Consider the following 24,502-nt stretch of genomic DNA (forward strand, 5'->3'; position numbering starts at 1 on the left):
ATCGGAGGGAAACCATGACCATTCTCGTCACCGGAGGAACCGGCTTGGTCGGTCCCCGTCTCCTCAAGAGAGTCACCGACGCGGGCATCGAATGCCGCGCCCTCGTCCGCCCCGGAAAAGAACTCCCGGATGGCGTGGAACGCGCAGAAGGTGACATCCTCAGCCCCGAGTCCCGGCCGGCAGCCGTGGAAGGCGTCACCGCGGTCATCCACCTTGCCGCAGTATTCCGCACCCGCGACGACCGCCAGACACCCACCCTTGGAAGGGACAAATGGATGTGAACCTCGCCCGCAGCCTCGGGTTCACGCCGACCATCAGCACCATCTACGAAGCCGTCCGCAAAGGCCTGCTCTGACCCGCACGCGGATCCATTACGAGGCGCGTTTCGGAACCGTCGTGAAGTGCTCGACGACGGGGAACGGGTCGTAGAAATGGTGCAGCAACCCCTTCCACCGCTCGTAGTCGGCGGACCCACGGAAGCCTTCCGTGTGGGCTTCTCAGACGACCGCTTCTTCCAACGCCTGGGGATCCGGCAAGCCTCTCAGCCATTCCCTGGCGTCCTCGACGGACGTGAAGTATCCGTGCGGGCACTCTTGCTCACGCAACAACGCGGCAGCCATCACCCGATCGACCACCGTAGCCCCGACCAGTGCAACAGCGGACACAAACCGGGTCCCCAACAGCGTCGCTCTGGCCTCGAGACCCAAACATACGTCCACGACCTCGACGAGCATCGGCTGTAGCCGACCTCCGGTCACACCCCGGACAGCAGCGACGACGGCGTCGGCATCGGCGCCCGACACCGACGAACCTGGCGCCCACCGCAAATGGAAGGTACCCCCTGCATCTACATTCAAGTTTGCGTTTGCGCAGGTCAACGCGATTTCCAACATAGGCCCCCTTAGTCCTCAGATGAGGCTAGTGGACCCCGCGGGGCAAAAGTGATTAATCGAACAATTTCGCCACCGTGGCCTTGAGTGACCCCTACTCTCACTGAGCGATATCAGGCCGTGTGCTCATCCATTCCGCACGAAGTGTTGAAAATACCTCTTTGTCGTATCGCTTTCCGTCGTAGACCCAGCTGCTGCGAAGGACTCCGTCCGAACGCATACCCAGTCGCTGCGCGACAGCCACACTGCGGTCGTTGTCGGTGCGGCACCGCCATTCGATGCGGGACATCCCACGCTCCACGAAAGCCCACTCCATGAGCAGCTGGACCGACCGGGTGATGAGACCTCCTCCGACAGCACCGGGTTCGAGCCAGCAGCCGATCTCGCAAATGCCCCAGACGGAGTCAAACGTCACAAACATCACGCCTCCGACGATCCTGCCTTCGTTCCAGAGTCCATAGATGCGCGCCCCGTCGTTCGCAGTGGCTGTAGCGTAACGCTGAAGCGTAGCGCGGGCACCCTCGACGGTGTCGGTGACAAAAGTCGGTCCGACCCACGGCCGGATATGGTCTCTCGCCCTGTTCATGTGCTCGGCAAACTCGCCGGCGTGCCATGGCTCAAGAGGCTTCAGGACGACCCCGTCCTGCACGACTTTTTCAAACATTGTTTTTTCCTGAGGGGTTATTCCAGAGTTTGGTTGCCACTGGGTGTAGGTGACTTTCCCGGACGTGTGCGGTGTACCGCTTCAGAACAACAAGACGAGCCCGACGCCGGCTGCCGCGGCCCCGACGCATGCCGCCATAGTGCCCACGCCGTTAAGGAAGGCAAGGCCGGTCCGGCCGCTCTGGACAAGCCGGACGGTCTCCAAGCTCGCCGTACTAAAGGTCGTGTATCCGCCGAGGAATCCAGTGCCGAGAATCAGCTGAAGGGATTCGGGAGCCTGATGCGCCATGACCAGTCCCGCCAGGATCCCCATGAGCAGCGACCCGGAGAGGTTGATGAAGATGGTGCCCAGCGGCAGCGCAGTCCGGGCCCAGGAACGGACCACTCCGTCCACCACGAAACGCGCAGCCGCCCCTGCACCCCCCGCGAGCGCGATCAGAAGGAGCGTCATGGCTGGACCTTCCCCCGTGGGGCGGATTTGTGCCGGAGCGTCCCAAGCCAGATACCAAGGGTTGTGGCCGCGACGCCGCCCAACAGGCTGGCAACCAAGTACCACATAGCGTCCACTCCGCGTCCTGCTCCGAAGAGATGCACCGAGTCCAGCGCCAGGGTGCTGTAGGTGGTGTAGGCCCCGAGGAAACCACTTCCAATGCCCAAGCGGGCAATCCGGCGGAGACCGGCGTCGGGCCCGCTCCGCGCGAGCGCCTCGAGTAGCCAGCCCAGCGCGAGCGCGCCGGACAGATTGATAAGAAGGGTGGGCAGCGGCCAGGAGTCCGGCGCGGGAAGCGCCATGCCAAACCCGTAGCGGCTCAAAGCCCCGAGGATTCCTCCGGCTCCGACGAGCAGAACGAACCGGCCGTGTAGATGGAGGGGTCGGTGCAGGGTCCGGTCCGATGGCGCCGTCCTTGCTTCGGCTCCGGGAGGGGCGGTGCTGCTTTCCTTCATTGATCCCTGCTTGGGTCGTGACGGCCCAAGGGAACCATGAGCACGGGGCAGTTTTGGCGATGTGCCAGATGCAAGGCTACCGATCCGGTGACCAGTCCTTCAAACTTCGGTCCGAGGCCGTGTTCCTTTGTTCCGACCACGATCATGGAAGCGTTGATGCTCGCCGCGTAACGGCCTAGTGACCGGGCAGGCTCGCCGGCAAGCATCACGAAGGTCCACTGCACGCCCGTTCCGTCGAGTTGATCCGCGATGCGGGAATGGAGCGACTCCGAGATGGCCGCGGCGTCGTCGTCGATTCCGTCGGGGTCAATCGCCTGAGCGGCCAAGTGCCCGTCCCGGTCCCCTGCCGCCGGGAAACTCGTGACGTCGGCGAAGGCAAGGACCAGCTCCAAACCGGCGCTGAGCGCTACTTCAGCGGCTTTCTCAACCACGGTGCGAGGCTGGTGCGGGAGAACCCCGGCCAAAACGGGTCCGGTCAAGCGGGCGGGGCTGCCCTTGGCCAGAGGCATGTCCTCGCCGCGCGGGTTGCTCATGGGTGCCCTCCAAATGTCCGGACTATCAGGATGCGGATTGGTCCATCTTGCTCCAGTATGGACTTCGACGGCTGGCGTTGTCCCAAGCGCTAAGCGAGAATGTCGATATGTGCGGTCGGTTCAGTGTCGGTTTCGAGGCAGACTATCTCTCGAGGAAGCTCGGTGCCGTGTTGCGCGGTGATACCGACTACCCCTCGCCAACGCTCCAGATCAACCCGACCGACCCCGTGGTCTTTCTGCGGGGACGGTCAGGAGACGGGTCAGTCGGTCGCGAGCTCGCGGCCGGGCGATGGGGCCTGGTTCCAACATTCTCCAAGTCGTTCGATTCAAAGGTGCCCACTTGGAACGCGCGATCGGAAACGGCTGGCGCAACACCGGCATTCAGGGCTTCCCTGCCCAAGTGGCGGGCGGTGGTTCCGGCCTCTGCCTACTATGAGTGGAAGAAATCGGGGCCCGGCCGAAAGGATCCCAAGCAGCGCTACATCGTCGAACCTCAAGATGAGCTGATTACCTTCGCCGGCTTGTTTGCGCCCTGGCGTGACGAGAGCATCGAGGACAAGTCGGCACCCGGCGCGTGGCGCTTGTCATGCTCGATCCTGACCATGGACTCACCTCCGGAAGGCGTCCATGAGCGGCTGCACAATCTGCATGACCGGATCCCGGTTCCGATCTCTCCGGACTTGATCGACGATTGGATCGACCCCAAGGAAACCAGGGGCCAGGCCTTGTTGGATGCCGTGCTGGGCGAGGCGTATGCCTTGTCGTCGCCGTGGACGATGAGGCCCGTGGAACTCGTCGAAGACAACACCAAGCTGGTGGACGTCGCGAACCCGGCCGCCTGACTCAACGCTCGTAGCGCAGCTCGGCCCTCACGTCCGTATCCTTCAGCCACGTCAATCTGGTGGCCGATCCGAAGGGATTCGGCCACCACTGGACCAGGACCTTGCCCTCCGACGTCCGGGTGACCATGGCCGGAACATATTGAAGGTACTTCGGCCAAACGAGCTTGGCGATCACGGGCACCCTGGAGACGGTTGAAAGGGGCTCCGTTTGGCGCGGAGGCGGGGCGCCGACTGAATTCAACGGCGCGGGGTATTCGGGCTGGTCAGGCATGCCCGAATACTACTGCGGGGCATCGACAATATGGAGGTCAGGAGATTCGAACTCCATAGCTCCAGGATGCCGACCCCCGGCGTGCGGCGGCCACTCCCCATGTCTCGGGGAAGTGGCCGCAACAGGGTGGAACCGGCCTATAACCGTGTGTCGAACGAATCGCAGAACACGTTCTCGTTGAACGTCCCCTGGAACTCGGACTTGCCCTGGATTTTCTGGATGGTAGCCCGGATGGCCTCGCGCGTCCCTGCATGGGCGTTGATGGCCGTCCTGACCATCGGCACGTCGATCAAGTGGTTCGGCTGGTTCAGCGAGACGAACACCGTGGGGACTTCCGTGACGTACCAAGGGATTTCCGCCGCCATGGGGCTGGACCATTTGATGCGGATCGCCGCCTCCTGGGCAAAGCCCTTGACATTGGCGAAGACGAATGCGGCATCATACTTGTCCGCATAATCGCCGGTGGCTTCGTCGGAGATGACGCTCATGAAGTTCACGCCCGACTCCCCCGCAGCCTCACGCTGTTCCGCCGTCTTGAAGAGGTGGACCTCGAACCCCGCGGCTTCAAGTTCCTCCTTGACCGTATCCAGGTAGGCCAGCGGGTCCGCCCGGGTGAAATCGGATCCGCCGGAGATGCCGTACAGGCGAATCCGCTTGTGGGTTTCCGGCGTGATGGGCAGGTTGCCGGCGGTGTCCTTGATCAGGGTGACGGTTTTGTCCGCGATTTCGGCGGCGACGGCTAGGTGGGCCTCGCTGCCGATCAGCCGCAGCGCCTCGGCCGACGGCGTCAATTCTTCCGGCAGCTTCCTGTGCAGCCCCAGGCTGGCCTTCAACCCCAGGATCCGGCGCAACGCATCATGCAGGCGCTGATCGGTGATCACGCCGGTCTTGTAACCGTCCATCATGTATTGGAAGTCCTCCGCCGGGTTGCGGAAGAACAGAAACATGTCGCAGCCCGCGGCGATGGTGGCTGGAACGAGGTCCTTGCGCTTCTTTGCCTGGGTGAGTCCGACCATTTGCGATGCGTCAGTGAGGATCAGTCCGTTGAAGCCGAGCTCGCCACGGAGCAGGTCCTGCAGAAGCTCCGGAGCAAGGGTGGCGGGCAGGATATCCCGGTCTTCAGTCCCCGGCCGGAAATGCCGCGTGAGCTCAGGAGCCCCGATGTGTCCAACCATGATGGATTGGACCCCGTGGCCGATCATCTCCCGGTACACGTGTCCGTAGCTGGAATTCCACTCCGCGTACCCGAGCGTGTTGTACGACGTGACCACGTGCTGGTCGCGTTCGTCCACGCCGTCGCCGGGGAAATGCTTGATGGCGCAGACAGTGGGAGATTCGCTGATGCCGTCGAAGTACTCCTTGGCGCGCTCCACCACGATTTCCGGTGTGTTGCCGAACGCCCGGGTGGAGATGACCGTGTTGCGCCAGTTGTAGTGGATGTCCACGATCGGCGCGAACGCCCAGTTGCAGCCCAAAGCCGCGGTTTCCACTCCGGCCACCTGGCCCATTTTCCTCGCAATGGACTTGTCCGGGTGGGAACCGGCCTGCAGGTGGGTCGACACGAAGGTTCCGTCGTCACAGCTTCCAGCTCCGCCCATTTCCGGGTTGGAGGCGACCAGGAGCGGGATGCGCGTCTTGGACTGGGCATAACGGATGTGTTGCTGGACAGCAGCAGATGGACCCGGCCGGTACCTCATCCCGCCGACGTGATAGTTCTCCAGCACGCCGTCGAGGTACTCCGGGGAGTAATCGTTGTTGTGGTTGATGAAGAGCTGCCCGATTTTTTCCTCGAGGCTCATGCCTCGGATGGTGGAGTCCACCCAGGCAACGGCGTCGTCGTCGAGGTTGAACGGCGCCGACTGGAGGTCGACGTCGAACTGCCGCACCTGGGTGCCCACGGCGCCGGCGCGGGTGTGCCCCGCCGGAGCTTCGGAGCCTGCGACGGCGGCAATCCCGGCGAGCGCTTCGGCGACCACCTCGTTGACCGGTACGGCGATGTCGACGACGAACCCGGCCTCGTCGGCGTCGAGCGGTTCCAGCGTGGCGAGCTGTGAGTCCAGCAGCGCGGGCGGCATGAAGTGGCCGGAACGGCCCTCTGTCCTTTCCCTCAGCACCTCTTTGCTGCCATGAAGGTGCAGGAAGACCGTGTCGGGTGCCTTCTCGCGGATGGCGTCCCGGTAGCTGCGCCGGAGGGCAGAGCACGCGAGAACCAGCCCGCCGTCGCCGGCGTTGGCGAGTTCGGTGCCCACGGTGGCGAGCCAGGGCCAGCGGTCTTCATCGGTCAGCGGGGTTCCGGCGGCCATTTTGGCAACGTTCTCCACTGGGTGGAGGGAATCGCCGTCGAGGAACGGAACGCCCAGCGCCCGGGCCACGAGGTCCCCGATGGTGGTCTTGCCGCAACCTGAGACGCCCATCACCACGATGCGCCGCGGCTTGTTCCCTCCAGCGATGGGGTCGCCGGCCGTGGCGACGTTCCTACCAGTCATGGACGGTGCCGTCCACGAGTCGGTTGTAGGGCAGGTAGGCCTGCTGGTACGGGAAGGAGTTGGCGGCTTCTTCGTTGAATTCGACGCCGAGGCCCGGCTTGTCGCCCGGGTGCAGATAGCCGTCGGTGAAGGTCATGGACTGCTCGAAGACCGTGTTGGTCTTGTCCGAATGCTGCATGTATTCCTGGATGCCGTAGTTGTGGATGGCCAGGCCCACGTGGAGCTGCGCGGCGAAACCGACGGGCGAAATGTCGGTGGGGCCGTGGAAACCGGACTTGATCTGGTACTGGGCGGCGAAGTCCATGACCTTCTTCAGCGGCGAAATGCCGCCGAAGTGCGTCGACGCGGCGCGGACGTAGTCGATGAGCTGTTCCTTGATGAGCGTCTGGAAGTCATAGACCGTGTTGAAGATTTCGCCGATGGCCAGCGGTGTTGTGGTGTGCTGGCGGACCAGGCGCAGCCCTTCCTGGTTTTCGGCCGGGGTGCAGTCTTCGAGCCAGAACAGGTCGTACGGTTCCAGGGCCTTGCCGAGCTTGGCAGCCTGGATGGGGGTCATGCGGTGGTGGCCATCGTGCAGCAGCGGGATTTCCGGGCCGAATTCATTCCGAACCGCTTCGAAGACGGTGGGCAGGTGGCGCAGGTAGGCGCGCGTGTCCCAGTCCTCTTCCTGTGGGAACGCACCGCGACCGGCTGGCTCGTAGTCGTAGCGCTCACCCGAGGCCTGCGCCTGTGCGGCCACCCCGTACACGGCTTTGATGCCCGGGATGGCGGTCTGGATGCGGATCGACTTGTAACCCAGCTCCAGGTGCTCCCGGACCGAGTCGAACAAGGAAGGGATGTCCGCGCCCGAGGCGTGGCCGTACGCGCGCAGCCCGTTACGGGAGGCACCGCCCAGGAGCTGGTAGACCGGCAGCCCGGCCACTTTGCCCTTGATGTCCCACAGGGCCATGTCGACGGCGGCGATCGCGGCCATGGTGACCGGACCACGGCGCCAGTACGAGGAGCGGTAGAGGAACTGCCAGGTGTCCTCGATCCGGTGCGGGTCCTTGCCGATCAGCAGCTGCGCAACGTGTTCCTTCAGGTACGCGGCCACGGCGAGTTCACGGCCGTTCAGGGTCGCGTCGCCGATGCCGGTCACGCCGTCCTCGGTGGTGATCCGCAAGGTCACGAAGTTCCGGGTGGGGCTGGTCACGAAGACTTCAGCGGCAATGATTTTCACAGCTGGTCCTTTCAGGGTTGCTGATCGAGGGCTGGCCTGGCCCGGATGCGACGTGCACCACAGGGCGGGTAAAGACGATCTTAGGATGGATGACAATTATTGGCAACCGGTTGCAGTATTATTTCGTCGAGATTTTTCCCGGTCCACCGGTCACCGGGGAGGTTTCCGCGACCGCTCGACCGGGAGGATTCCCGGCAGCGCATCCCCCGCCGATTGGCTCGGCGCCGGAACTTTCGAGGGAACGGCGGGCTTTGATTTCGCCCAAAATCTGCGCATGGAACGCGTCGCTCAGCTTGTATTTGGCCATGACGACGATCGCGAGGATGGTCATGACGGCCGGCAACGCACCTGCGGCAAATTGGATGGCCTGCAGGGATTCGGTGCTGTGCGCAGTGCCCGACTTATAGCCGCCCGCCGCGAGTGCGTATGCAGCAAGGGCTCCGCCGACGGCCTGGCCCGTCTTGCGGGTGAAGGAGAACAGCGCATAGGTGATGCCTTCAGTCCGGACACCGGTCTTCCATTCGCCGTATTCGACCGTGTCAGCCTCCAGGGCCCACACCACAATATTGACGGCCATGACGCCCAGCATGCTCAAGAGCAGACCGGAGAACCCGACCCAGACCATGGCGGCCGGAGCGAAGAAGACGATTGCGCCACCGATGATCGCGAGGACCCCGGCAGCCACGTAGATGGTCTTCTTGCCGAAGTTCCGGACCAGCCGTGGCATGAGCGGAGCCAGGGCAAATGTCACCACCAGCTGGACGATCGCGAGGGCGGCGTAGAGATCCAGCCGGCCGAGTACGTCACGCAAGTAGTACAGCTGCACCGAGGACAGCGCCATGTAGCCGGTCAGGAACAGGAAGGAACTCAGGCACAGCATGAGCAGCGGACGGTTGGTCTTGAGTGTCGCCATGCTTTGCTTGAAGGAAACCTTGGGGACCGCCCGGTGAACGCGCTCCTTGGCGGTGAGGAATGTAAAGAAGTACAGCGCTGCGCCGATCACGACGAAGACCAGGGTAATGATGGTAAACGTGGACTGCAGGTCGGCGCCGGGCCTGATCAGCGGTGCCACGAAGATACCCAGCGCGGAACTGACCATAAGGGCGCCGACCATGCGGGCCGAGCCCAGTTTTGCCCGCTCCCCCGGATCTTGCGTCATCGCGCCGGCCAGCGAACCGTAGGGGATGTTCACCAACGAGTAGGCCAGGCCGAGGGCGGCGTACGTCACGTAGGCGTAGAGCAACATCCCCGTTTCGCCAATCTGCGGAATGGAGAAGGCTGCGACACTCAGGAGCAGCAGCGGGATGGAGCCGAACATGATGAATGGGCGGAATTTTCCAAAGCGCTTGCTGTACGCACGGTCAACCAACCGTCCGGCAAAGACGTCAGCGAAAGCGTCGAAGATCCTGACGGTAAGCAACAGGGTCCCGGCGGCCGCCGCGGAAATGCCTGCGACGTCGGTGTAGTAGACGAGCAGGAACATGGTGGCAGTAGTGAAGGCAAGGTTGTTGGCGGCGTCGCCAGCCCCATAGCCTACGATGCTGAGTTTGCTGAGCTTGTTCATTGCGGGCTCCTTTACCCTTGCCGGTACCCCATGTTCCGGCTTGCGATGATGGAAAGGCTTCGGTCGAATCAGGCCTGAATTAGTTGAAGCTTGATGTAATTCTAGTCACCTCGGCAACTGTTGGGCAAGCGGTTGCCAAATGTTTCCATGAAACATTTCCGCGTCAATGGGAATCCAGCGTCCGTCCCACCCAACCCCCGCTCACGCAAGGTGAGCGGGCGTCGGGGGAAAAAGCCACATACGTGAGCGAGCGTCAGGGGAAAACCCCACATACGTGAGCGAGCATCGGTTGCGCCGAACGCTCGCTCACATATATCGAATATCCGGCGAACGCTCGCTCATGTATCGGGGCCTAAACGACGGCGCCCGCTGCCTTCACGGGGAAGGAAACGGGCGCCGTCGAGAGTGCCTGCGGACTACCTAAGGTTGCCAGCGGCCGCAAAGGACTCGGCCAAACGTTCAACGAGGTCCACGATCCCCGCGTCGGCAACCAAGTCGGGATCAACGAGGCCGAGCAGGGCCTCGAGCCGTGCACGGCCTGGCAGGAGGTTCGCGGCGGCAATGTCTGCCGCTTGCGGGTCCTGGAGCCCAGTTGCCGTGGCGGTGTAGGCAGTCCAGGCCGCGATCATCCGGGCAGCGGCCTGGCCGCTTCGGCCGGCGGCGCGCTCGGCCTGGAGCGCAGGCAGCGCCCGCATGCGCAGCTTGGCACTGCCATCCATGGCTATCTGTGCCAGATGGTGGGCGATCCGGGAATTGCCGAAGCGTTCCAGGAGGGCAGCCCTGTACTCGGGGATGCGCAAGTCCTCACCGGGCAGGTTGGAGGCGGCCTCGTCCCAGAAGTCCTCCACTGCCCGTCGGCAGAAATCGTCCGCGAGGGCTTCTGCCACGGTCTTGTGTCCGCGCAACTGGCCGGCATAAGCGAGGAGGGAGTGTGCGCCGTTGAGGAGCCACAGCTTGCGGTTCTCGTACGGCTCGATCTCGTCCACGAAAACGGCGCCTGCGTCCTCCCAGTGCGGTCGCCCCGCGGGGAAGTCCCCGCTGAGCACCCAGTTGACGAAAGGCTCGGCGACCACGGGCGATTCGTCGCGGTAGCCGCACGCGGCAGCGACGGCGTCGATGTCGGCGTCCGTCGTCCGCGGCGTGATGCGGTCAACAGAGGTACTGACAAAGCTGACGTTGGCGTCGATCCAGGCGGCTAGTCCGGCGTCGAACGCCTTGGCCATCCCCAGCACGGCGCTCCTGGCGACCGTCCCGTTGCTGGAGAGGTTGTCGCAGCACACCACGGCGAGGGGGCCGGCGTCGGCGTCGCGGCGCGCTGCGAGGCCCAGCACGAGCCTGCCCAGCGGCGTCGTCGGCTTGCCGGAAGCAGAACCGCCGGCGAGGACGGCGAGGTCCGCGACGACGTCGGGCGCTTGGTTGTCCAGCTTCCCGTCCGACCCGAGCCGGTAGGCGGCCTCGGTGATAGTGAGGGTGATGAGCGAAGTCAGGGGCGCGGCGACAAGATCGGCGAAACGCTCGACGTCGGCACCGTCGACGGCTTCGACGATGCTGCCGATGACTTCGAAGGAGTCCCCTGCGTCGGAGCGCTCCACGACGGTGTACAGGCCGTCCTGTGCAGCGAGGACCTCCGCTGCATCCGGGCGGCGGCCGGTGAAGGCTGCGATGCCCCACTCAGCCGCGTCGCCTGCATGCTGGGTGTACCAGGCCTGGTGGGAGCGGTGGAAGGCTCCCAGTCCCATGTGCACAATGCGCACCGGGGCTTTGCCGATTGGTTTGATGGCACGGCTCAAGCGGGGAAGATCCGCAGTTTGCCCGGGTTCGTTGCTCACAGCTTGAAGACCCTTCGGGGTGAGGAGTCGACGACGTCGACGATGATTTCATGGGCTCGGTCTTCGCTGACACGGTGCTCGGCCACGAGGCGGGCGAGGAAGGACGCTTCGATCCGGCGGGAGGCGTCGTGCCGCGCAGGGATGGAGCAGAATGCGCGGGTGTCGTCGATGAAGCCCGAAGACCGCGAAAAGCCGGTGGTTTCGGTGACGGCGGAGCGGAAGCGGAGCATGGCGTCCGGTGCGTCGAGGAACCACCACGGCGCGCCGAGGTACACCGAGGGGTAGAACCCGGCCAGCGGGGCCAGTTCGCGGGAGAACACCGTCTCGTCCAGGGTGAACAGCACCAGATGGAAGTCCTTGGCCGTGCCGAAGTCCTGGAGCAGGGGGCGGATGGCTTCGGTGTAGTTCGTGGCAAATGGGATGTCGTGTCCGGTGTCCGCGCCGTAGGCCTCGAAGGTGGGCTGGTGGTGGTTTCGGAATGAACCCGGGTGGATGGTCATGACCAGGCCGTCTTCGACCGACATCCGGGCCATCTGGTACATCATGTGGGCCTCGAAGGTGTTGCGGTCCTCGGCCGTGGCCTTGCCGGCGCGCGCCAGTTCGAAGATCCGCTCGGCGTCTGCCCGGTCCAGCTTGAGCGTTGCCGGGGTGAGGACGCCGTGGTCCGCGGAGACCGCGCCATGGTCCACGAAATAACGACGGCGGTTTTCCAGGGCCTTGATGTAGCCGGCGTAGCCGGCGGTCCCGTCGCCGGCGGAATCGACAAGCCTCTCCACGTTGGCACTCCACGCCGGGTGGGCGATGTTCAGGTAGGCATCCGGACGGAAGGTCGGAAGCACGCGGCCGTTGAACGAAGGATCCTCGGCGATCGCCTTGTGACTCGCCAGGCTGTCCAGCGGATCGTCCGTGGTGGCCAGGACCTCGATGTTGAAGTCCTTGAAGAGCTGGCGGGGACGGAAGTCGGGCTCGACGAGCTTGGCGGCAATGGCGTCGTAGCTGGCGTCGGCAGACATCTCGCCGAGATCCGCGCCCAGCTTGAACACGCTCTCGAACTGCGTGCGCAGCCAATATCCGGACGCCGTACCCTCGAAGAGGGGCCAGGCCTGGACGAAAGTCCGCCAGATCTCACGCGATTCGGACGGGTTGGCGCTTTCCGAGAGCAGTTTGTCCATGGGGACTCCGCTGGCGTGGATCAGCCGGGTGACGTAGTGGTCCGGGCTGACGAGGAGCGCGGCCGGATCAGGGAACGGGGTGTTGTGCTCGATGACGGCGGCGTCAACGTGGCCGTGCGGAGAGATGATGGGCAGGTCCTGGACGCGCTCCAGCAGGGAGTGCGCAATGCTGCGCGTCCCGGGATCCGCGGGCAGGAGCCGGTCAGGATTGGCTGCGATCGACTGTGACATAGGTCAATTTTCAGCCCGAAGAACCGATCTGTCAACCGGTTGCCAACTATTGCCATCCCGTTGCAACCCATCCGCCGGATCGCTTGAAGCTACGCGATCAACCGCCCACTTGAACCGCGCACCACGAGCTCCGTGTCCACCCGGACGGCTTCCGCGGGCCCATCCTGGCCCAGCAACATGTCCAGCAGGAGGGTGGCAGCAAGGGAACCGCACTCCCCCAACGGCGACCTGACAGTGGTGAGCGGCGGGGTCGTGAAGTCTGCCCCGAAGATGTCGTCGAAGCCCACAATGCTGATCTGGTCCGGCACGTGCATCCCGGCGGCCTGGAGCTCCTGCATGAGGCCGATGGCGAGGAGATCGTTGTAGGTGATGACCGCCGTCGCGCCGCTCGCCAGGACGTCGCGCGCTACTTGGCGGCCGCCGTCGACGGTTGGCTTGGACGATTCCAAGCGGACCGCCCCCAACTTGTACCAATCGCAGGCAGCCTGGACGCCTTCCCAGCGGCGGCTCGACATCCACGACTGCGGCGGCCCGGCAACATACGCGAGCTCCTGGTGGCCATTGGAGGCGAGGCTCCGCACGGCCTGGTTAATGCCTTTGTTGACGTCGGGGACCACGCACGGGACTCCCTCTATTTCGCGGTTGATCACGGCCACTGGCTTGTCCGCGGCCAAGGCCAGGATCTTTTCGTCGTCCATGCGCGGACTCGCCAAAATGAGGCCATCCACCGTGCTCAGCATCCTGCGGGCCGCAACGAGCTCGGTTTCAGGCGACTCTGCGGACTCGGCAAGCACCAGGGTGTAGTCCCGGGCAGACCCTGTGGTTTCCGCACCCCGGATGATATCGAAGAACGTCGGGTTGGTGATGTCCGCGACAATCAGTCCGATCGTCTGGGTGCGGCCCGTGGGAAGTGCCCTGGCGAAGGGGTTGACCCGGTAGTTCAGCTGTTCGGCGGCGTCCTCGATGATTTTCTGGGTCTTCGCACTGACCCTGCCCGGCTTGCTCAGCGCGCGCGAAACCGTGGACGGGTTGACTCCCGCGAGCCTCGCGATGTCGTAGATGGTGGGCGAGGATTTCTCCCCGCGTCCACGCTTGGCGGGGGAGGTTACTGCTCCGGAGTTCGTCGCTTCAGTCACGGCTCCATCGTAATCCGGCATGGCAACAAAAGCAGGACGGTTGCCAACCCTTCGGCCGGCAACCGTCCTGCTTGAATGTCCTGCTGACTAGGAACGTTCCGCGAACTTGCCTTCTTCGGCGATGCGCTTGTTGAGCTCGCGCATGTACTCGTCCTCGTCGAAGTCCAGGGGGACTTCCCTGCCGGTCCAACTCGACAGGTGGATGGCGTTGGCCAGGCGGACGCCCTTGATGCCGTCCGAGCCGGGTGCCAACAGCGGGGTGCCGTCCAGGATGTTGGCCGCGAAGTTCTCCAGGACGCCCGCGTGCTGTCCGCCCCAGGCCGACTCGAATTCGATGACCTCGGTGGTGTAGTAGTCCTCGGCCTTCAATTCGCCCATGAAGAGCTTGCGGACATCGTCCATGTCCATGCCGTCGCTGAGTTCGCGCTCGGGCTTGACCAGTCGGGTGACTGTGGCGGTCTTGCTGTTTTCCACCACGATCTTGCCCTGGTCGCCCAGGATCTCGAAGCGGTCCGTGCCCACGAGGTCGTGCGTGGCCGTGACGAAGACACCGGTGGCGCCGTTGCCGTAGTCCACGACGGCGGTGACCTCGTCTTCGACGGCGATGTCCCGGCGGAATCCGTACGCCACCTTGGAGTAGACGGACTTCGGAACGCCGCAGATCCACTGCCACAGGTCGAGCTGGTGTGGTGCCTGGTTGACCAGGACGCCCCCGCCTTCGCCGCCCCACGTGGCGCGCCATTCGCTGGAGTTGTAGTAGCCCTGCGGACGCCACCAGTTGGTGATGATCCAGTTGGTGCGGCGGATAGCCCCGATCTCGCCGTTGTCGACGATCTCCTTCAGCTTCTTGTAGAGCGGGTTGTTGCGCTGGTTGAACATGATCCCGAAGGAAAGCCCGGGTTTGGAGGCCGCGAACTCATTGAGCCGTTTGACCTGCTTGGTGTAGACGCCGGCGGGCTTCTCCACGAGGGCGTGGATATTGCGCTTGAGCGATTCGATGCCCATTTCCGGGTGCAGGTAATGCGGCACGCACGTGACGATCGCATCGACGTCGCCGCTTTCAAGCATGGCGATGTAGTCGTCGTAGAAAGGCGCATCGGGGTACCGGGAGGCTGCCAGTTCCTTCTTTCCGGGATCGGTGTCGCAGATAGCGCCGATCACCATGTTCGGGACCATTCCGTCAGTGATGAACTTGGCGTACGTGCCGCCCTGCTGGCCCAGGCCGATGATGCCTAGGCGTACTTTCTTGCTCATGAGTAGATCTCCGTTGTAGTGGGATTAGAAGAGGTCGGCGTGGCCCATGGCCACGAGGTTGTCGTAGGAAGTCTGCAGCGCTTCCCACACCGTGCGGCCGTAGAGCTCGTCCTGCTCCACGAGCAAGTACTCCGCGCCGGAGGCCTGGGCCGCGGGAATGATGGATGGGAAGTCAAGGTTGCCTTCGCCCACTTCGGCGAACTGGACCACGTTCTTGAACTCGGCCATGAAGCCTGCGATGTCCCCCGTTTCGAGGAGCCCGAAGGCCTGCTCAGGAAACCCGCCGATCCGGTAGTCCTTCAGGTGCACCATGGCAGTGCGTCCGGCGTATTTGGCCAGGGTCCGGACAGGGTCCAGTCCGCCGCGCTGCACCCAGTGCACGTCGATCTCCATGCCCATGGCCGGGGAGTTTTCGGCAATGATGTCCAGCATGTATTTGCCGTCGAACTTGGCGAACTCGATGTGGTGGTTGTGGTAGTAGAGGCCAATGCCGTGTTCCCGCAGGCGTTCAGCGTATTCGTTGGCTCGCTTCGCGAAGTCCACCGCGGCGTCGATCGACTTCATGGCCGGGAACGGCATCATGCCAATCCGCAGGAGGTGCGTGTCAAGTCGCTTTGCGTCGTCCACGATCTTGTCGAAATGGTCTTTGAGCGAATCGCCTGGCATGCCCTTGGGCGTTTCCATGGCAACCGAAAGCGCTGCGATGTCCATGCCCAGTTCGCCGCGGGAGCGGTCCAGATCGGCAACGTTTTCCGGTGTCATCGGGATCTGGGAGATCTCGACGGCGTTGTACCCGATCGCGCTGACCTTGCGGAGCGTTTCAAACGCTCCGTCTTCGGCAAAACTGCCCTTCAGCATCATTGCCTGCACGCCGATTTTGGCCACTTTGTCCTCCGTTAGTTCCGGGCCCTCATAGGCCGCGTGGTTAGCCCACGTACCCGGAGATTTCCGGGTAGCTCTGGGCATAGATGTCCTTGACGATCCTGAGTGACTTTTCGGCTTCGGCAGGACTGATCCAGAACGGAGCAGGGTCCCCGAGCTTGGCGTAGAAGTCCTTGATCAGGAGTTCGTGGGATACGCCCCAGTACGCACGCCCACCCGATTCCAAGGCACGTTCCGGGATGGTTTCCACGGTGCCGTCGGCGTAGCTGACAACGAGGTCGCCCCGGAGGCTGAGCGTGGCCTTTTCGGTCACGATGTCGAGCGTCACGGGTGCGTTGGTGGCGTTGGCCAGGGTGGCGTAAAAGACGCTGGTAGCACCGCTGGAGTGCCCGGCGATGAATTCCGCCGTGTCTTCCACCTCGATCACGCCGCCGAGCGAGCGCGTGGATGCGTGGCCTTCGACCTTGGTCACGTCGCCTACCAGCCACTGGAGCAGATCCACCGTGTGGATGGCCTGGTTCATCATGAGGCCGCCGCCCCCTCCAGCCCAGGTGCCGCGCCACGGCCTGTCCCGGTAGTACTCGGCTGTCCGGTGCCACATCACGGTTGCCGAGGCGCCCAGAACCTGGCCCAGCCCGCCGTCGTCGAGCAGTCTCCGCATGGCCTGCGACGTCGCGTTGTAGCGGTTCTGGAAACAGACGGCGATCTTCGCCGTGCTCCGTTCCGCCGCCTCGACCAGCCGGCGACCCTCTTCAAGGGTGTGGGCGAGCGGCTTCTCGACGATCACGCTGACGCCGCGCTCAAGGCAGTGCGCAGCCAGCGAGGCATGCAGGTGGTGCGGAGTGCAGATATGCACGACGTCGGGCCTCACCGCCTCGAGCATCTCCAGGTATTCCGCGTACCCGGCCACGCCGTGGGCGGCCGTTGCCGCCTCGAGGCGTCCGGCGTCGGTGTCGCAGACCGCCACGAGTTCAACATCGTCCATCTTGGCGATGGCTCCGAAGTGCACGCTCGATACATCGCCGCAACCGATGACTGCTGCTGTAGGCATTCTTCTCCCTCGAAAGTTCTTTCCTTTGAACCTACAGGCCCTCAGGCGAGGGCAACACCGTTCTTGGCAGCGAGTGCCGCGAAGGCGCGCGCGGCGGCGCCGAAGGCTACGGGTCCGGAGAATCCGCCCAGTTCGTGGGTGCTTGCCAGGTGAGGTTCGAGGGAAAAGAAGCCGGAAAAGCCATCGGCCTTGAGTGCGGCGATGGTGGCGTCCAGTTCGCCGTCGCCTTCGCCGGCGGGCACTACTTCACCGGTACCGGCCACCGCATCCTTGACCTGGAAGTACTCCAGATACGGGCGCAGCCGGGCGTAACCCTCGGTGTAGGGCTTGACGCCCACCTGGACAAAGTTGGCGCTGTCCCAGGCAACCCGCAATGAAGGGGAATCGACCGTCTCCATGAGGTCCAGGACTCGCTCGGGCGTATCGCCGTAGATGCCCTTTTCGTTTTCGTGCAGGAGCACGACGCCGGACGCGGCCGCTTCGTTCGTGAGTGCGGTCAGGCGCGCCATCACTGAGTCGCGGATGTCTTCCGGGCTCTGCCCTTCGGCGCGGTAGAAGGAGAAGATGCGGATGTATTTGGTATCGAGGCCCTTGGCCACCGAAATAATCTGGCGCAGCCGGGCGAGTTCATGTTCCACGGGAACACTGGCGTCGATCTTGCCGATGGGGCTCGCGACCGCGGAAACCTTCAGTCCCTTCCCGTCCAGGATGGCCTTGAGCCGCTCAACCTCTTCGGGTTCGAGCTCGGAGACATTGGTGCCCCACGCGCTGCGCACTTCGATGTGGCTGGCACCGAGAGCCTGCAGTACGGCAGCCTGGACCGCGGGATCGGGATCTACTTCGTCGCCGAAACCGGACAGGCTCCACACGGCATTGGTTTCAGTCACGGAAATCTCCTTCGGATCCCTTCGCCCGCACGGCGGCATATGGCGCCAAGTGGTCGTTCACGGGCATGCATTCGCCTCGAGTCTAGTCAGCTTGGTGTCGGATTGACAACCGATTGCCAAATATTGGCAACTTGCGAGTTCGATTGGCGAAGACCGGGCCGTTACCGGCATAGGAGTAGGTGGTGGCGCCGCCCGGCCGCGTGGAGCAGCTCCCGGCCCTGCAACCGACCCGGCAGAGTTCGCCGGCGGCGTTGTGCGCGTTGTAGACGGTGCCGGCTGCCGAGCAGGAGGCCACCGTGATTCCGAGGCGCCTTAGGAGAGCCCGGTAGTGACGGGCTGCGAATCATCTGCCTCCTCCGGATTGTGCATTCCGTGCAGGCCGGCCTGAGGGGTGATCTCGATCCGCTTCCGGTGACCGCGAAGGCGAAAGCGCTTGATGAAAGGGCTCGCGAGGCAAACGCCCAGGCCAAGGGGATAAAGGTCGATCAAGTCGTTCCTTACGGTTCAGTGAGCAGGTCCTGCGGCTCGTCGTTTGTCACGGCCGCCAAACTTTCCAATGACATTCTTGCCGTGAATACCGGCTATTCCGTCTATGTGGGAGTGTGGACGCGCAGCTGGTATGTCAACGCGGTCGGGCGGATTGACTCTGCAAGCTTTAACTTCAGCGGCGGTTCCACAGGCCCTTCATGGTCAGCTCAAGGCGCCCAAACAGCGGTCGGTCCGGGAGCCGCCGTCGTCCCCATCTCCTCATACGTCATTCTCAATGACGGTTCGGCCTGCTACTCCGGAGGGCCAACTGCCGCCTACGGATAACCAATAACGGCGAAAAGAATACAGGGAGGCGAAAGCTTCCCTGCATCCTTTTTTCTGGCGAATTTTTAGTTAGCGGAAAAATGATCCAAAGCGCTATCAAATAGCTCGGGCTCAGCGTACGTCGCGAAGTCCATTTCGATTGTGTGGGGGGAAAGCACTCGCAAAACAGGGCTCTCGTAAGGCAAGACGAGAATATTTGTCAGCCCCCTTTCCCAGGCACGTTTCAAGGCATCAAAGCTCTTCCGTTCGGGTTGTTCGTCGAGCGGGTCGCTATGGAAGCTTCGCAGCCCGGCACGCCAAATTTCAAAGTCTTCTTCCGGGAACAGGTCACCGTGGAGCGCATCGTACCAAATAGGCGGCGTAGCGATCTTTTCGGTGAACGTCTCAATCCCTTGGGTGCTCTTCAAATCTTCGAACTCAAAAAGCCAGGACCTCAGTTCAGACCAGTGTCCGCCCCAATCCTTTGCGAAGGCGGATCTCTGGGCGTCAGTGATCTGAACAGGAGCCGGAGATGGGCCAAGCCCGGGGAGATCCTCAGATGCATCGAGACGCCAAGAACCCCGTGCATACAAAAGCCTCAGCAGTTCCGGATTGTGCAGGTCCACTGCAATCCGCATTTCTGTCGGCCATGTACTGCCTTTGTCGGGCTCTGCCTTCCACATGCCAACACAGTAACCCCGATCACGATGTGCCACGCCACGGTTTTCGTTATTTTTGGGTGTAGTGGTTGCCATGCCGCCTAAAAGCCCATCGGCAAGACCCAGCAAGCACGGCTTCCACACCAACCGCTGACAAACGTAGATCCCGGCGCGCCCGGGTTCCGGTGGCCCGCCGCGTCTTTTCTGCGGACGGCCGGGCACCAGCGGAGGAGCCCGACCGGCTCGAAATCGGGTCGACTGGTTTGTTTCGCAAGAGCGGCGTCCGTGGTCCTCTTCATTTCGGATGCACTCACGTACTTGGTGTCAGCGCTGGCGGTTGGCCGGATCCGGGAAGAGCGGCAGGCGCCGCCGGAGACATTCACTTTCCGCGACTATTTCTTGTCGCTGGGTTCAGGATTCGCGATTCTCGTCCGGGATCGGGTGATGTGGCCTGTCACGTTGTCGATTGCCCATTTCAACCTATTCACCGCAAAACACTCACACAGCTTCTTATTCCCCTCGAAGCCCTCGGAAGATTCTCATCCGCCAGCAGGGTCCTCACGTGGGGTATCGACCCGATCGGCGCTGCTCTGGCCGGTGTTCTGGCCCTGTTCCTTCCGACCGGTGCCGTACTCGCCGCGGCGAGCTCCGGCGTCGTGATTTCAGCTTGCTGGATTGCCGCCTCCCGTGCCGTTCGAGAATTGCCGCTCCTGTCCGAGATCGGCAAGGGCTCGGACTGAGCCGTCGTCAGGCCGGTACTCCCTCCGACTGCGCAGTGATCGGGGCAGCTATGTCTTCCAGCGACCGTCTTGCGGCCTCAACTCCGAACACGATCTCGACGACGCCGGCGGCGACCATCAGCACGGCGCCGATGACATAACCGAAGGCCACGGACTGGATTCCCTCTCCCACGAACCTACCGAACAGGATGGGGCCGATGATGCCACCCAGTCCGGTGCCCACGGCGTAGAAAAACGCGATGGCCATGGCCCGAGTCTCCATGGGGAAGATTTCACTCACTGTCAGATACGCAGAGCTGGCGCCCGCTGAAGCGAAGAAGAAAATCACCATCCAGCAGGCGGTGAGCCAGAAAGCATCAAGCGCTCCGCTGGCGAAGACGAACGCCGTGATGGCAAGCAGGACACCTGACGCGATGTAGGTACCTGAAATCATCGTGCGGCGCCCGACGCTGTCGAAGAAGCGGCCCAAGACGAGCGGGCCAAGGAAGTTGCCGACGGCGATCGGGACCAGCGTCCATGGGGCAAGGTCGCTGGGGACGTTCAGCAATTTCGTCAGCACGAGCGCATAGGTGAAGAACACCGCGTTGTAGAGGAAGGCCTGGCCGATGAAGAGCGACAAGCCCAGGACGACCCTCTTCGGGTAGCGCTGGACAGCCGTCTTGATGATGACACCGAAGCCGATCGACTTGCGCTGGCGGACCTTGAGCGTCTCGTGGACTGCGGACAGCTTCTCCCCCGTGGCCTCCTCGACGTCGTTCTCGATCGTGCGCACGAGCTGATCCGCCTCTTTGTCCCGTCCGTGGATGAACATCCAACGGGGCGATTCAGGCACATTTCGCCGCACAAGCAGGATCAGCAGGCCGAGAAACGCTCCCAGGCCGAAGGCGAGACGCCAGCCAATGCCCGGCGCGAAGATGCTCGGGTTGAGCAGTAGCACGGAGAGCGAGGCGCCGAACGCCGTGCCGAGCCAGAAAGAGCCGTTGATGGCCAAATCCACGACGCCGCGACGTGCTGCCGGGATGAGCTCGTCTATCGCGGAATTGATCGCCGCATACTCTCCGCCAATGCCCGCACCGGTGAAGAAGCGGCAAATGAAGAACCACATCGGGTTGAGGGAAAACGCCGTGGCCACCGTGGCAAGCAGATACAGCCCGAGGGTAAGCAGGAAGAGCTTCTTCCGCCCGAACCTGTCCGTGAGATGCCCAAAAACGAGGGCCCCGACGCAGGCGCCCGCTACATAGACCGCGGCCGCGACGCCAATGTCCGCTGTGGACATGCCGAGGCCGCCATTCGGCTGCGTGAGGCTGTCCCCAATGGCGCCGACGATCGTGACCTCCAGTCCGTCCAGGATCCAGACGGTGCCGAGGCCGATGACGATCATCCAATGCCATCTGGACCACGGCAGCCGATCCATCCGGCCGGGGATGTCGGTTTCGATGATGTCGCTTGTTGCACCTTTCACTGCTGACATGACCCTCCTCATTGAGTAGATCATCAGTATGCTTCCTATATGCGCTTGATGGAAGCATTTCCGGCCTTGGCCGCCGGGAAATCAGCTGCGATCCGCTATGGCTCAGAGGCCAACGTGCTGCCAAGATGGGCTCCATGGACCCTCTGGACTTTGCGACGCGTGCTTTGGCCGAACCGGTTGTGCTGGTTTTGATGGGTGTTTCCGGCTCCGGCAAGTCCACGGTCGCCGCCCTCCTTGCGGGGCGGCTTGGCTGGGCCTTCGAAGAAGGCGATGCCTTGCATCCCCAAACAAACATCGACAAGATGGCAGCGGGACATCCGCTCACGGATGAGGACAGATATCCCTGGCTGGAGAAGGTTGCCGAGTGGGTCGACCGGAGGCTGGATCATGGGGAAAACGGCGTCATTACTTGTTCGGCGCTCAAGCGGTCTTATCGAAACATCATCAATCGCCGAGGTTCAGGTGTCGTCTTCGTTTTTCTGTCCGGGACGCCCGGGACCATCAGCGCACGGCTGGCCGAACGACACGGCCATTTCATGCCCGCCAGTATGTTGGGGAGTCAGTTCGCGGACCTTGAGGAATTGTCCCCGGATGAGCCAGGAATCCGGATCGACGTTGGTCCAGCTCCAGGAGTGATTGCCCAACAAATCATGGACAAGTTCGGCCTGCGGCCGAGCGGAACAGGACGAGAACCATGAACGGAATCTCCATCCTCAACAGACCCTTCGCCGGAGTCGCCACCGACGCGACGACGGACGCGATGCATCAACCGTGGACCGGCCATGACACCCAAGTACTTGTGGTGGCGGCCATCGGCATCGCGATAGTCGTCTTGCTGATCGTCTGGGTAAAGATGCACGCTTTCCTGGCACTCAGCATCGGCGCCCTCTTCGTGGGTATAGCCTCGGGTATCGCGTTGGACAAGGTGACCACGTCCTACGAAAACGGCGTTGGCGGGGTGCTGGGCTATGTCGGCGTGCTCATTGCATTGGGAGCCATGCTAGGAAAGCTCTTGGCCGATTCCGGCGGTGCGGACAAGATCGTGGACACGCTTCTTCATGGGCGGCCCGCAACGCTCCCGTGGAAGATGGCACTCATCGCAGGCATCATCGGCATCCCCATGTTTTTCGAGATCGGGCTCGTGCTGCTCATACCCGTCGTGATGCTGGCCGTGCACCGTTCCAAGGGCCCGGCGATGCGCCTTGGCATTCCGGCCTTGGCAGGCTTGTCCGTGCTCCACGGTTTCATCCCGCCGCACCCAGGCCCGTTGGCCGCGATCGGCATCCTGCACGCCAATGTTGGTGTGACTCTTGCCTTCGGCCTGCTCATAGCCATTCCCACCGTCATCATCGCAGGTCCCCTCTTTGGCCGTCTCGCCGCACGGATGGTGCCGATCGGAGCTGCGGGTGCCGGCTTGGCCGTCACCGTTGGGGCAGGCGCGAACGCCCGGCCGGACAGTTCCCAAGGCCCTGGTGCGAAAGCCGCCAGTTCGCGCGGCGACGCACCCGCAGGAAAAGCACAGGATCCGCAAGCAACGCGGAGCCCGTCCTTTGCCTGGACCCTGGTGACCCTACTGTCGCCGCTGGTGCTCATGCTGATCAAAGCCGGAGCAGACATTTGGATGGACAAGAACGCCGCCCTGCGGCCCTTGCTCGACTTCATCGGCGATCCGGTCTTTGCGCTGCTCGTGGCGGTCCTTCTGGCCATGGTGACTTTCGGTACCCGGGTGGGCTTCTCCGCCTCCACCCTGACCAAGAAAATCGGCGAGAGCCTGTTGCCGATTGTCGGAGTCATGCTCATCGTCGGCGCGGGCGGCGGTTTCAAGCAGGTGCTCGTCGACGGCGGCACCGGAACCGCGATCGCCAAGATCGCGGTAGCGGCCAGCCTGTCGGCCCTCGTGCTGGGATGGATCATCGCAGTGCTGATTCGCCTCGCCACCGGCTCAGCCACCGTTGCTACGGTGACGGCCGCCGGGATCATCGCACCCCTCGCGACCGGTCTGTCGCCTGCCCAGCTTGCGCTGGTTGTGCTCGCCATCGGTGCCGGATCGCTGTTCTTCTCCCACGTCAACGACGCCGGTTTCTGGCTGGTCAAGGAATACTTCGGGATGACAGTGGGGCAAACAATCAAGACCTGGTCGGTCATGGAAACCATCATTTCCGTCGTCGGATTCGCGTTCGTACTGCTGCTTTCCGTTTTCGTCTGACCCCTGGCTTGGCGAAGGCCCTCCGATCCTGCGTTTCCGCAGTTCGGAGGGCCTTCTCTGTGCAAGCTGCCGCGATCGACCGGCCTTAGAGGGCGGCGCGCGCCTCGTCAGCGTTCAAAAGCCGTCCACCAAGGCCGCCATTCTGGTGAAGATCGCCTCGCATCAGCTCCAATCTGCCGGCCGCATCGATTCCCCCGGCTTTGACCGGATCAAAGCCAGCAGCACTGATGAGCCGCTCCGCGGTTTCGGCCCCCGCGTCGTCGTCAGTGGCGTAGAACAGAACAGCCCGCTCGTCCGGCCTGTTGGCTGCCGACCCCAGCGCGTCAGCACCCAACGTACCGAAGGCCTTCACCAAGTGCGCACCGGCTGGAAGCAGGGCTGCCACGATCGAGGCCGCCGATTGGCCCTCCGGCAGCGTAGTGGTATAGCCGCCGTGGCCATCAGGCCCGATCGGGTTGGTGGGGTCGATCACGACTTTGCCGACCAGTGCCGCTGACAATTGGGAGACTAGTTCCTTCTCGGTGTCCAGCCACACGGCCATCACGACGGCGTCAGCCTGTGACACCGCATCGGCGACGCTCGCCGAACTCGCCAACGAACCCAGCTCAGCTGCCAACGCTTCAGCATGGGATTGATCTCGGGCTGCCAAAACAACTGGCTCGCCGCCTTGGACAAGGTTTCGGGCGACCCTGGACCCGATGTTTCCGGTTCCAATAATTGCAGTTGTCACGTCAACCTCCAGATGATGATGATGGAAGGGTTGAGCCAATGGTACGCGC

The 24,502-nt window shown here is 63.2% G+C and carries 24 protein-coding genes; 5 read left to right on the forward strand and 19 right to left on the reverse strand.

Annotation, left to right across the window (positions count from 1 at the left end; genetic code table 11):
* The coding region (locus tag KNN17_RS14775; RefSeq protein WP_241709782.1) for an NAD-dependent epimerase/dehydratase family protein at nucleotides 1–281 on the forward strand (281 nt) is incomplete at its 5' end.
* Between the two features lie 216 nt (nucleotides 282–497).
* Here KNN17_RS14775 and KNN17_RS14785 read toward each other — a convergent pair.
* The 5 genes from KNN17_RS14785 to KNN17_RS14805 all read right to left on the reverse strand — a co-directional run bounded on the left by KNN17_RS14785 (nucleotide 498) and on the right by KNN17_RS14805 (nucleotide 3,031).
* Nucleotides 498–893: a DUF7793 family protein gene (locus tag KNN17_RS14785; RefSeq protein ID WP_216353840.1), complete on the reverse strand. Its 396-nt coding sequence runs from the start codon at nucleotides 891–893 to the stop codon at nucleotides 498–500.
* A gap of 97 nt (nucleotides 894–990) precedes the next feature.
* Entirely contained in the window at nucleotides 991–1,554 is a 564-nt protein-coding gene (locus KNN17_RS14790) for a GNAT family N-acetyltransferase (RefSeq protein ID WP_241709784.1), read from the reverse strand.
* A gap of 81 nt (nucleotides 1,555–1,635) precedes the next feature.
* Nucleotides 1,636–2,004 (reverse strand): fluoride efflux transporter CrcB, encoded by a 369-nt coding sequence (gene crcB / locus KNN17_RS14795; protein ID WP_078108229.1) that lies wholly within the window; start codon nucleotides 2,002–2,004, stop codon nucleotides 1,636–1,638.
* The gene (locus KNN17_RS14800) at nucleotides 2,001–2,498 is read right to left on the reverse strand and encodes a fluoride efflux transporter FluC (RefSeq protein WP_241709785.1); all 498 of its coding nucleotides are present in this window, start codon (nucleotides 2,496–2,498) and stop codon (nucleotides 2,001–2,003) included. The genes crcB and KNN17_RS14800 overlap by 4 nt, the downstream gene beginning before the upstream one ends.
* Nucleotides 2,495–3,031, reverse strand: coding sequence for a universal stress protein (locus KNN17_RS14805; protein ID WP_241709786.1), 537 nt, complete (start codon nucleotides 3,029–3,031; stop codon nucleotides 2,495–2,497). The genes KNN17_RS14800 and KNN17_RS14805 overlap by 4 nt, the downstream gene beginning before the upstream one ends.
* Nucleotides 3,032–3,138: 107 nt before the next feature.
* Between KNN17_RS14805 and KNN17_RS14810 the strand changes: the two genes are divergently transcribed.
* Complete coding sequence (locus KNN17_RS14810) at nucleotides 3,139–3,873, forward strand: SOS response-associated peptidase (protein WP_241709787.1); 735 nt, start codon at nucleotides 3,139–3,141, stop codon at nucleotides 3,871–3,873.
* A gap of 1 nt (nucleotide 3,874) precedes the next feature.
* On the opposite strand, the gene KNN17_RS14815 is transcribed toward KNN17_RS14810, so the two are convergent.
* The 11 genes from KNN17_RS14815 to KNN17_RS14865 form a co-directional block, all read right to left on the reverse strand.
* Nucleotides 3,875–4,144 carry a hypothetical protein gene (locus KNN17_RS14815; protein WP_139359719.1) on the reverse strand — a complete coding sequence of 90 codons (270 nt, stop codon included), beginning with the start codon at nucleotides 4,142–4,144 and terminating at the stop codon, nucleotides 3,875–3,877.
* Nucleotides 4,145–4,281: 137 nt separating this feature from the next.
* Nucleotides 4,282–6,630, reverse strand: coding sequence for a gluconokinase, GntK/IdnK-type (locus KNN17_RS14820; protein ID WP_241709788.1), 2,349 nt, complete (start codon nucleotides 6,628–6,630; stop codon nucleotides 4,282–4,284).
* Entirely contained in the window at nucleotides 6,620–7,849 is a 1,230-nt protein-coding gene (manD, locus tag KNN17_RS14825; RefSeq protein WP_059387443.1) for a D-mannonate dehydratase ManD, read from the reverse strand. The genes KNN17_RS14820 and manD overlap by 11 nt, the downstream gene beginning before the upstream one ends.
* A 118-nt stretch (nucleotides 7,850–7,967) precedes the next feature.
* Entirely contained in the window at nucleotides 7,968–9,413 is a 1,446-nt protein-coding gene (gene uidB, locus KNN17_RS14830; RefSeq protein ID WP_241709789.1) for a glucuronide transporter, read from the reverse strand.
* Between the two features lie 416 nt (nucleotides 9,414–9,829).
* Nucleotides 9,830–11,152, reverse strand: a complete 1,323-nt coding sequence (locus tag KNN17_RS14835) for a mannitol dehydrogenase family protein (RefSeq protein ID WP_241709828.1) — start codon at nucleotides 11,150–11,152, stop codon at nucleotides 9,830–9,832.
* Between the two features lie 86 nt (nucleotides 11,153–11,238).
* Nucleotides 11,239–12,645: a glucuronate isomerase gene (uxaC, locus tag KNN17_RS14840; protein ID WP_241709790.1), complete on the reverse strand. Its 1,407-nt coding sequence runs from the start codon at nucleotides 12,643–12,645 to the stop codon at nucleotides 11,239–11,241.
* A gap of 89 nt (nucleotides 12,646–12,734) precedes the next feature.
* Nucleotides 12,735–13,781 carry a LacI family DNA-binding transcriptional regulator gene (locus KNN17_RS14845; RefSeq protein ID WP_241709791.1) on the reverse strand — a complete coding sequence of 349 codons (1,047 nt, stop codon included), beginning with the start codon at nucleotides 13,779–13,781 and terminating at the stop codon, nucleotides 12,735–12,737.
* A gap of 87 nt (nucleotides 13,782–13,868) precedes the next feature.
* Entirely contained in the window at nucleotides 13,869–15,035 is a 1,167-nt protein-coding gene (locus KNN17_RS14850) for a Gfo/Idh/MocA family protein (RefSeq protein WP_241709792.1), read from the reverse strand.
* 24 nt (nucleotides 15,036–15,059) lie between these two features.
* A complete protein-coding gene (locus tag KNN17_RS14855; protein ID WP_241709793.1) occupies nucleotides 15,060–15,920 on the reverse strand; it encodes a sugar phosphate isomerase/epimerase family protein in 861 nt (286 codons plus the stop codon).
* 40 nt (nucleotides 15,921–15,960) lie between these two features.
* Nucleotides 15,961–16,968 carry a Gfo/Idh/MocA family protein gene (locus KNN17_RS14860; protein ID WP_241709794.1) on the reverse strand — a complete coding sequence of 336 codons (1,008 nt, stop codon included), beginning with the start codon at nucleotides 16,966–16,968 and terminating at the stop codon, nucleotides 15,961–15,963.
* Nucleotides 16,969–17,009: 41 nt separating this feature from the next.
* The gene (locus KNN17_RS14865) at nucleotides 17,010–17,894 is read right to left on the reverse strand and encodes a sugar phosphate isomerase/epimerase family protein (protein WP_078108221.1); all 885 of its coding nucleotides are present in this window, start codon (nucleotides 17,892–17,894) and stop codon (nucleotides 17,010–17,012) included.
* 333 nt (nucleotides 17,895–18,227) lie between these two features.
* Between KNN17_RS14865 and KNN17_RS14870 the strand changes: the two genes are divergently transcribed.
* Nucleotides 18,228–18,668, forward strand: coding sequence for a hypothetical protein (locus KNN17_RS14870; RefSeq protein ID WP_241709795.1), 441 nt, complete (start codon nucleotides 18,228–18,230; stop codon nucleotides 18,666–18,668).
* A gap of 65 nt (nucleotides 18,669–18,733) precedes the next feature.
* Here KNN17_RS14870 and KNN17_RS14875 read toward each other — a convergent pair whose 3' ends face one another.
* Nucleotides 18,734–19,402 carry a hypothetical protein gene (locus tag KNN17_RS14875; protein WP_241709796.1) on the reverse strand — a complete coding sequence of 223 codons (669 nt, stop codon included), beginning with the start codon at nucleotides 19,400–19,402 and terminating at the stop codon, nucleotides 18,734–18,736.
* A gap of 651 nt (nucleotides 19,403–20,053) precedes the next feature.
* Complete coding sequence (locus tag KNN17_RS14880) at nucleotides 20,054–21,517, reverse strand: MFS transporter (RefSeq protein WP_308196816.1); 1,464 nt, start codon at nucleotides 21,515–21,517, stop codon at nucleotides 20,054–20,056.
* A gap of 134 nt (nucleotides 21,518–21,651) precedes the next feature.
* Here KNN17_RS14880 and KNN17_RS14885 point away from each other — a divergent pair, with 134 nt between their 5' ends.
* Together KNN17_RS14885 and KNN17_RS14890 are read left to right on the forward strand one after the other, a co-directional pair.
* On the forward strand, nucleotides 21,652–22,215 hold the full coding sequence (locus KNN17_RS14885) for a gluconokinase (protein WP_241709797.1): 564 nt from the start codon (nucleotides 21,652–21,654) through the stop codon (nucleotides 22,213–22,215).
* Complete coding sequence (locus tag KNN17_RS14890; RefSeq protein WP_443627691.1) at nucleotides 22,212–23,723, forward strand: GntT/GntP/DsdX family permease; 1,512 nt, start codon at nucleotides 22,212–22,214, stop codon at nucleotides 23,721–23,723. Before KNN17_RS14885 ends, KNN17_RS14890 begins: the two co-directional genes overlap by 4 nt.
* Nucleotides 23,724–23,808: 85 nt before the next feature.
* Here the strand turns inward: KNN17_RS14890 and KNN17_RS14895 are convergent, their stop codons facing one another.
* Complete coding sequence (locus KNN17_RS14895) at nucleotides 23,809–24,453, reverse strand: NADPH-dependent F420 reductase (protein ID WP_241709798.1); 645 nt, start codon at nucleotides 24,451–24,453, stop codon at nucleotides 23,809–23,811.
* Between the last annotated feature and the right edge of the window lie 49 nt (nucleotides 24,454–24,502).

The sequence above is a fragment of the Arthrobacter bambusae genome (assembly GCF_022606295.1).
Lineage (GTDB): Bacteria > Actinomycetota > Actinomycetes > Actinomycetales > Micrococcaceae > Arthrobacter > Arthrobacter bambusae_A.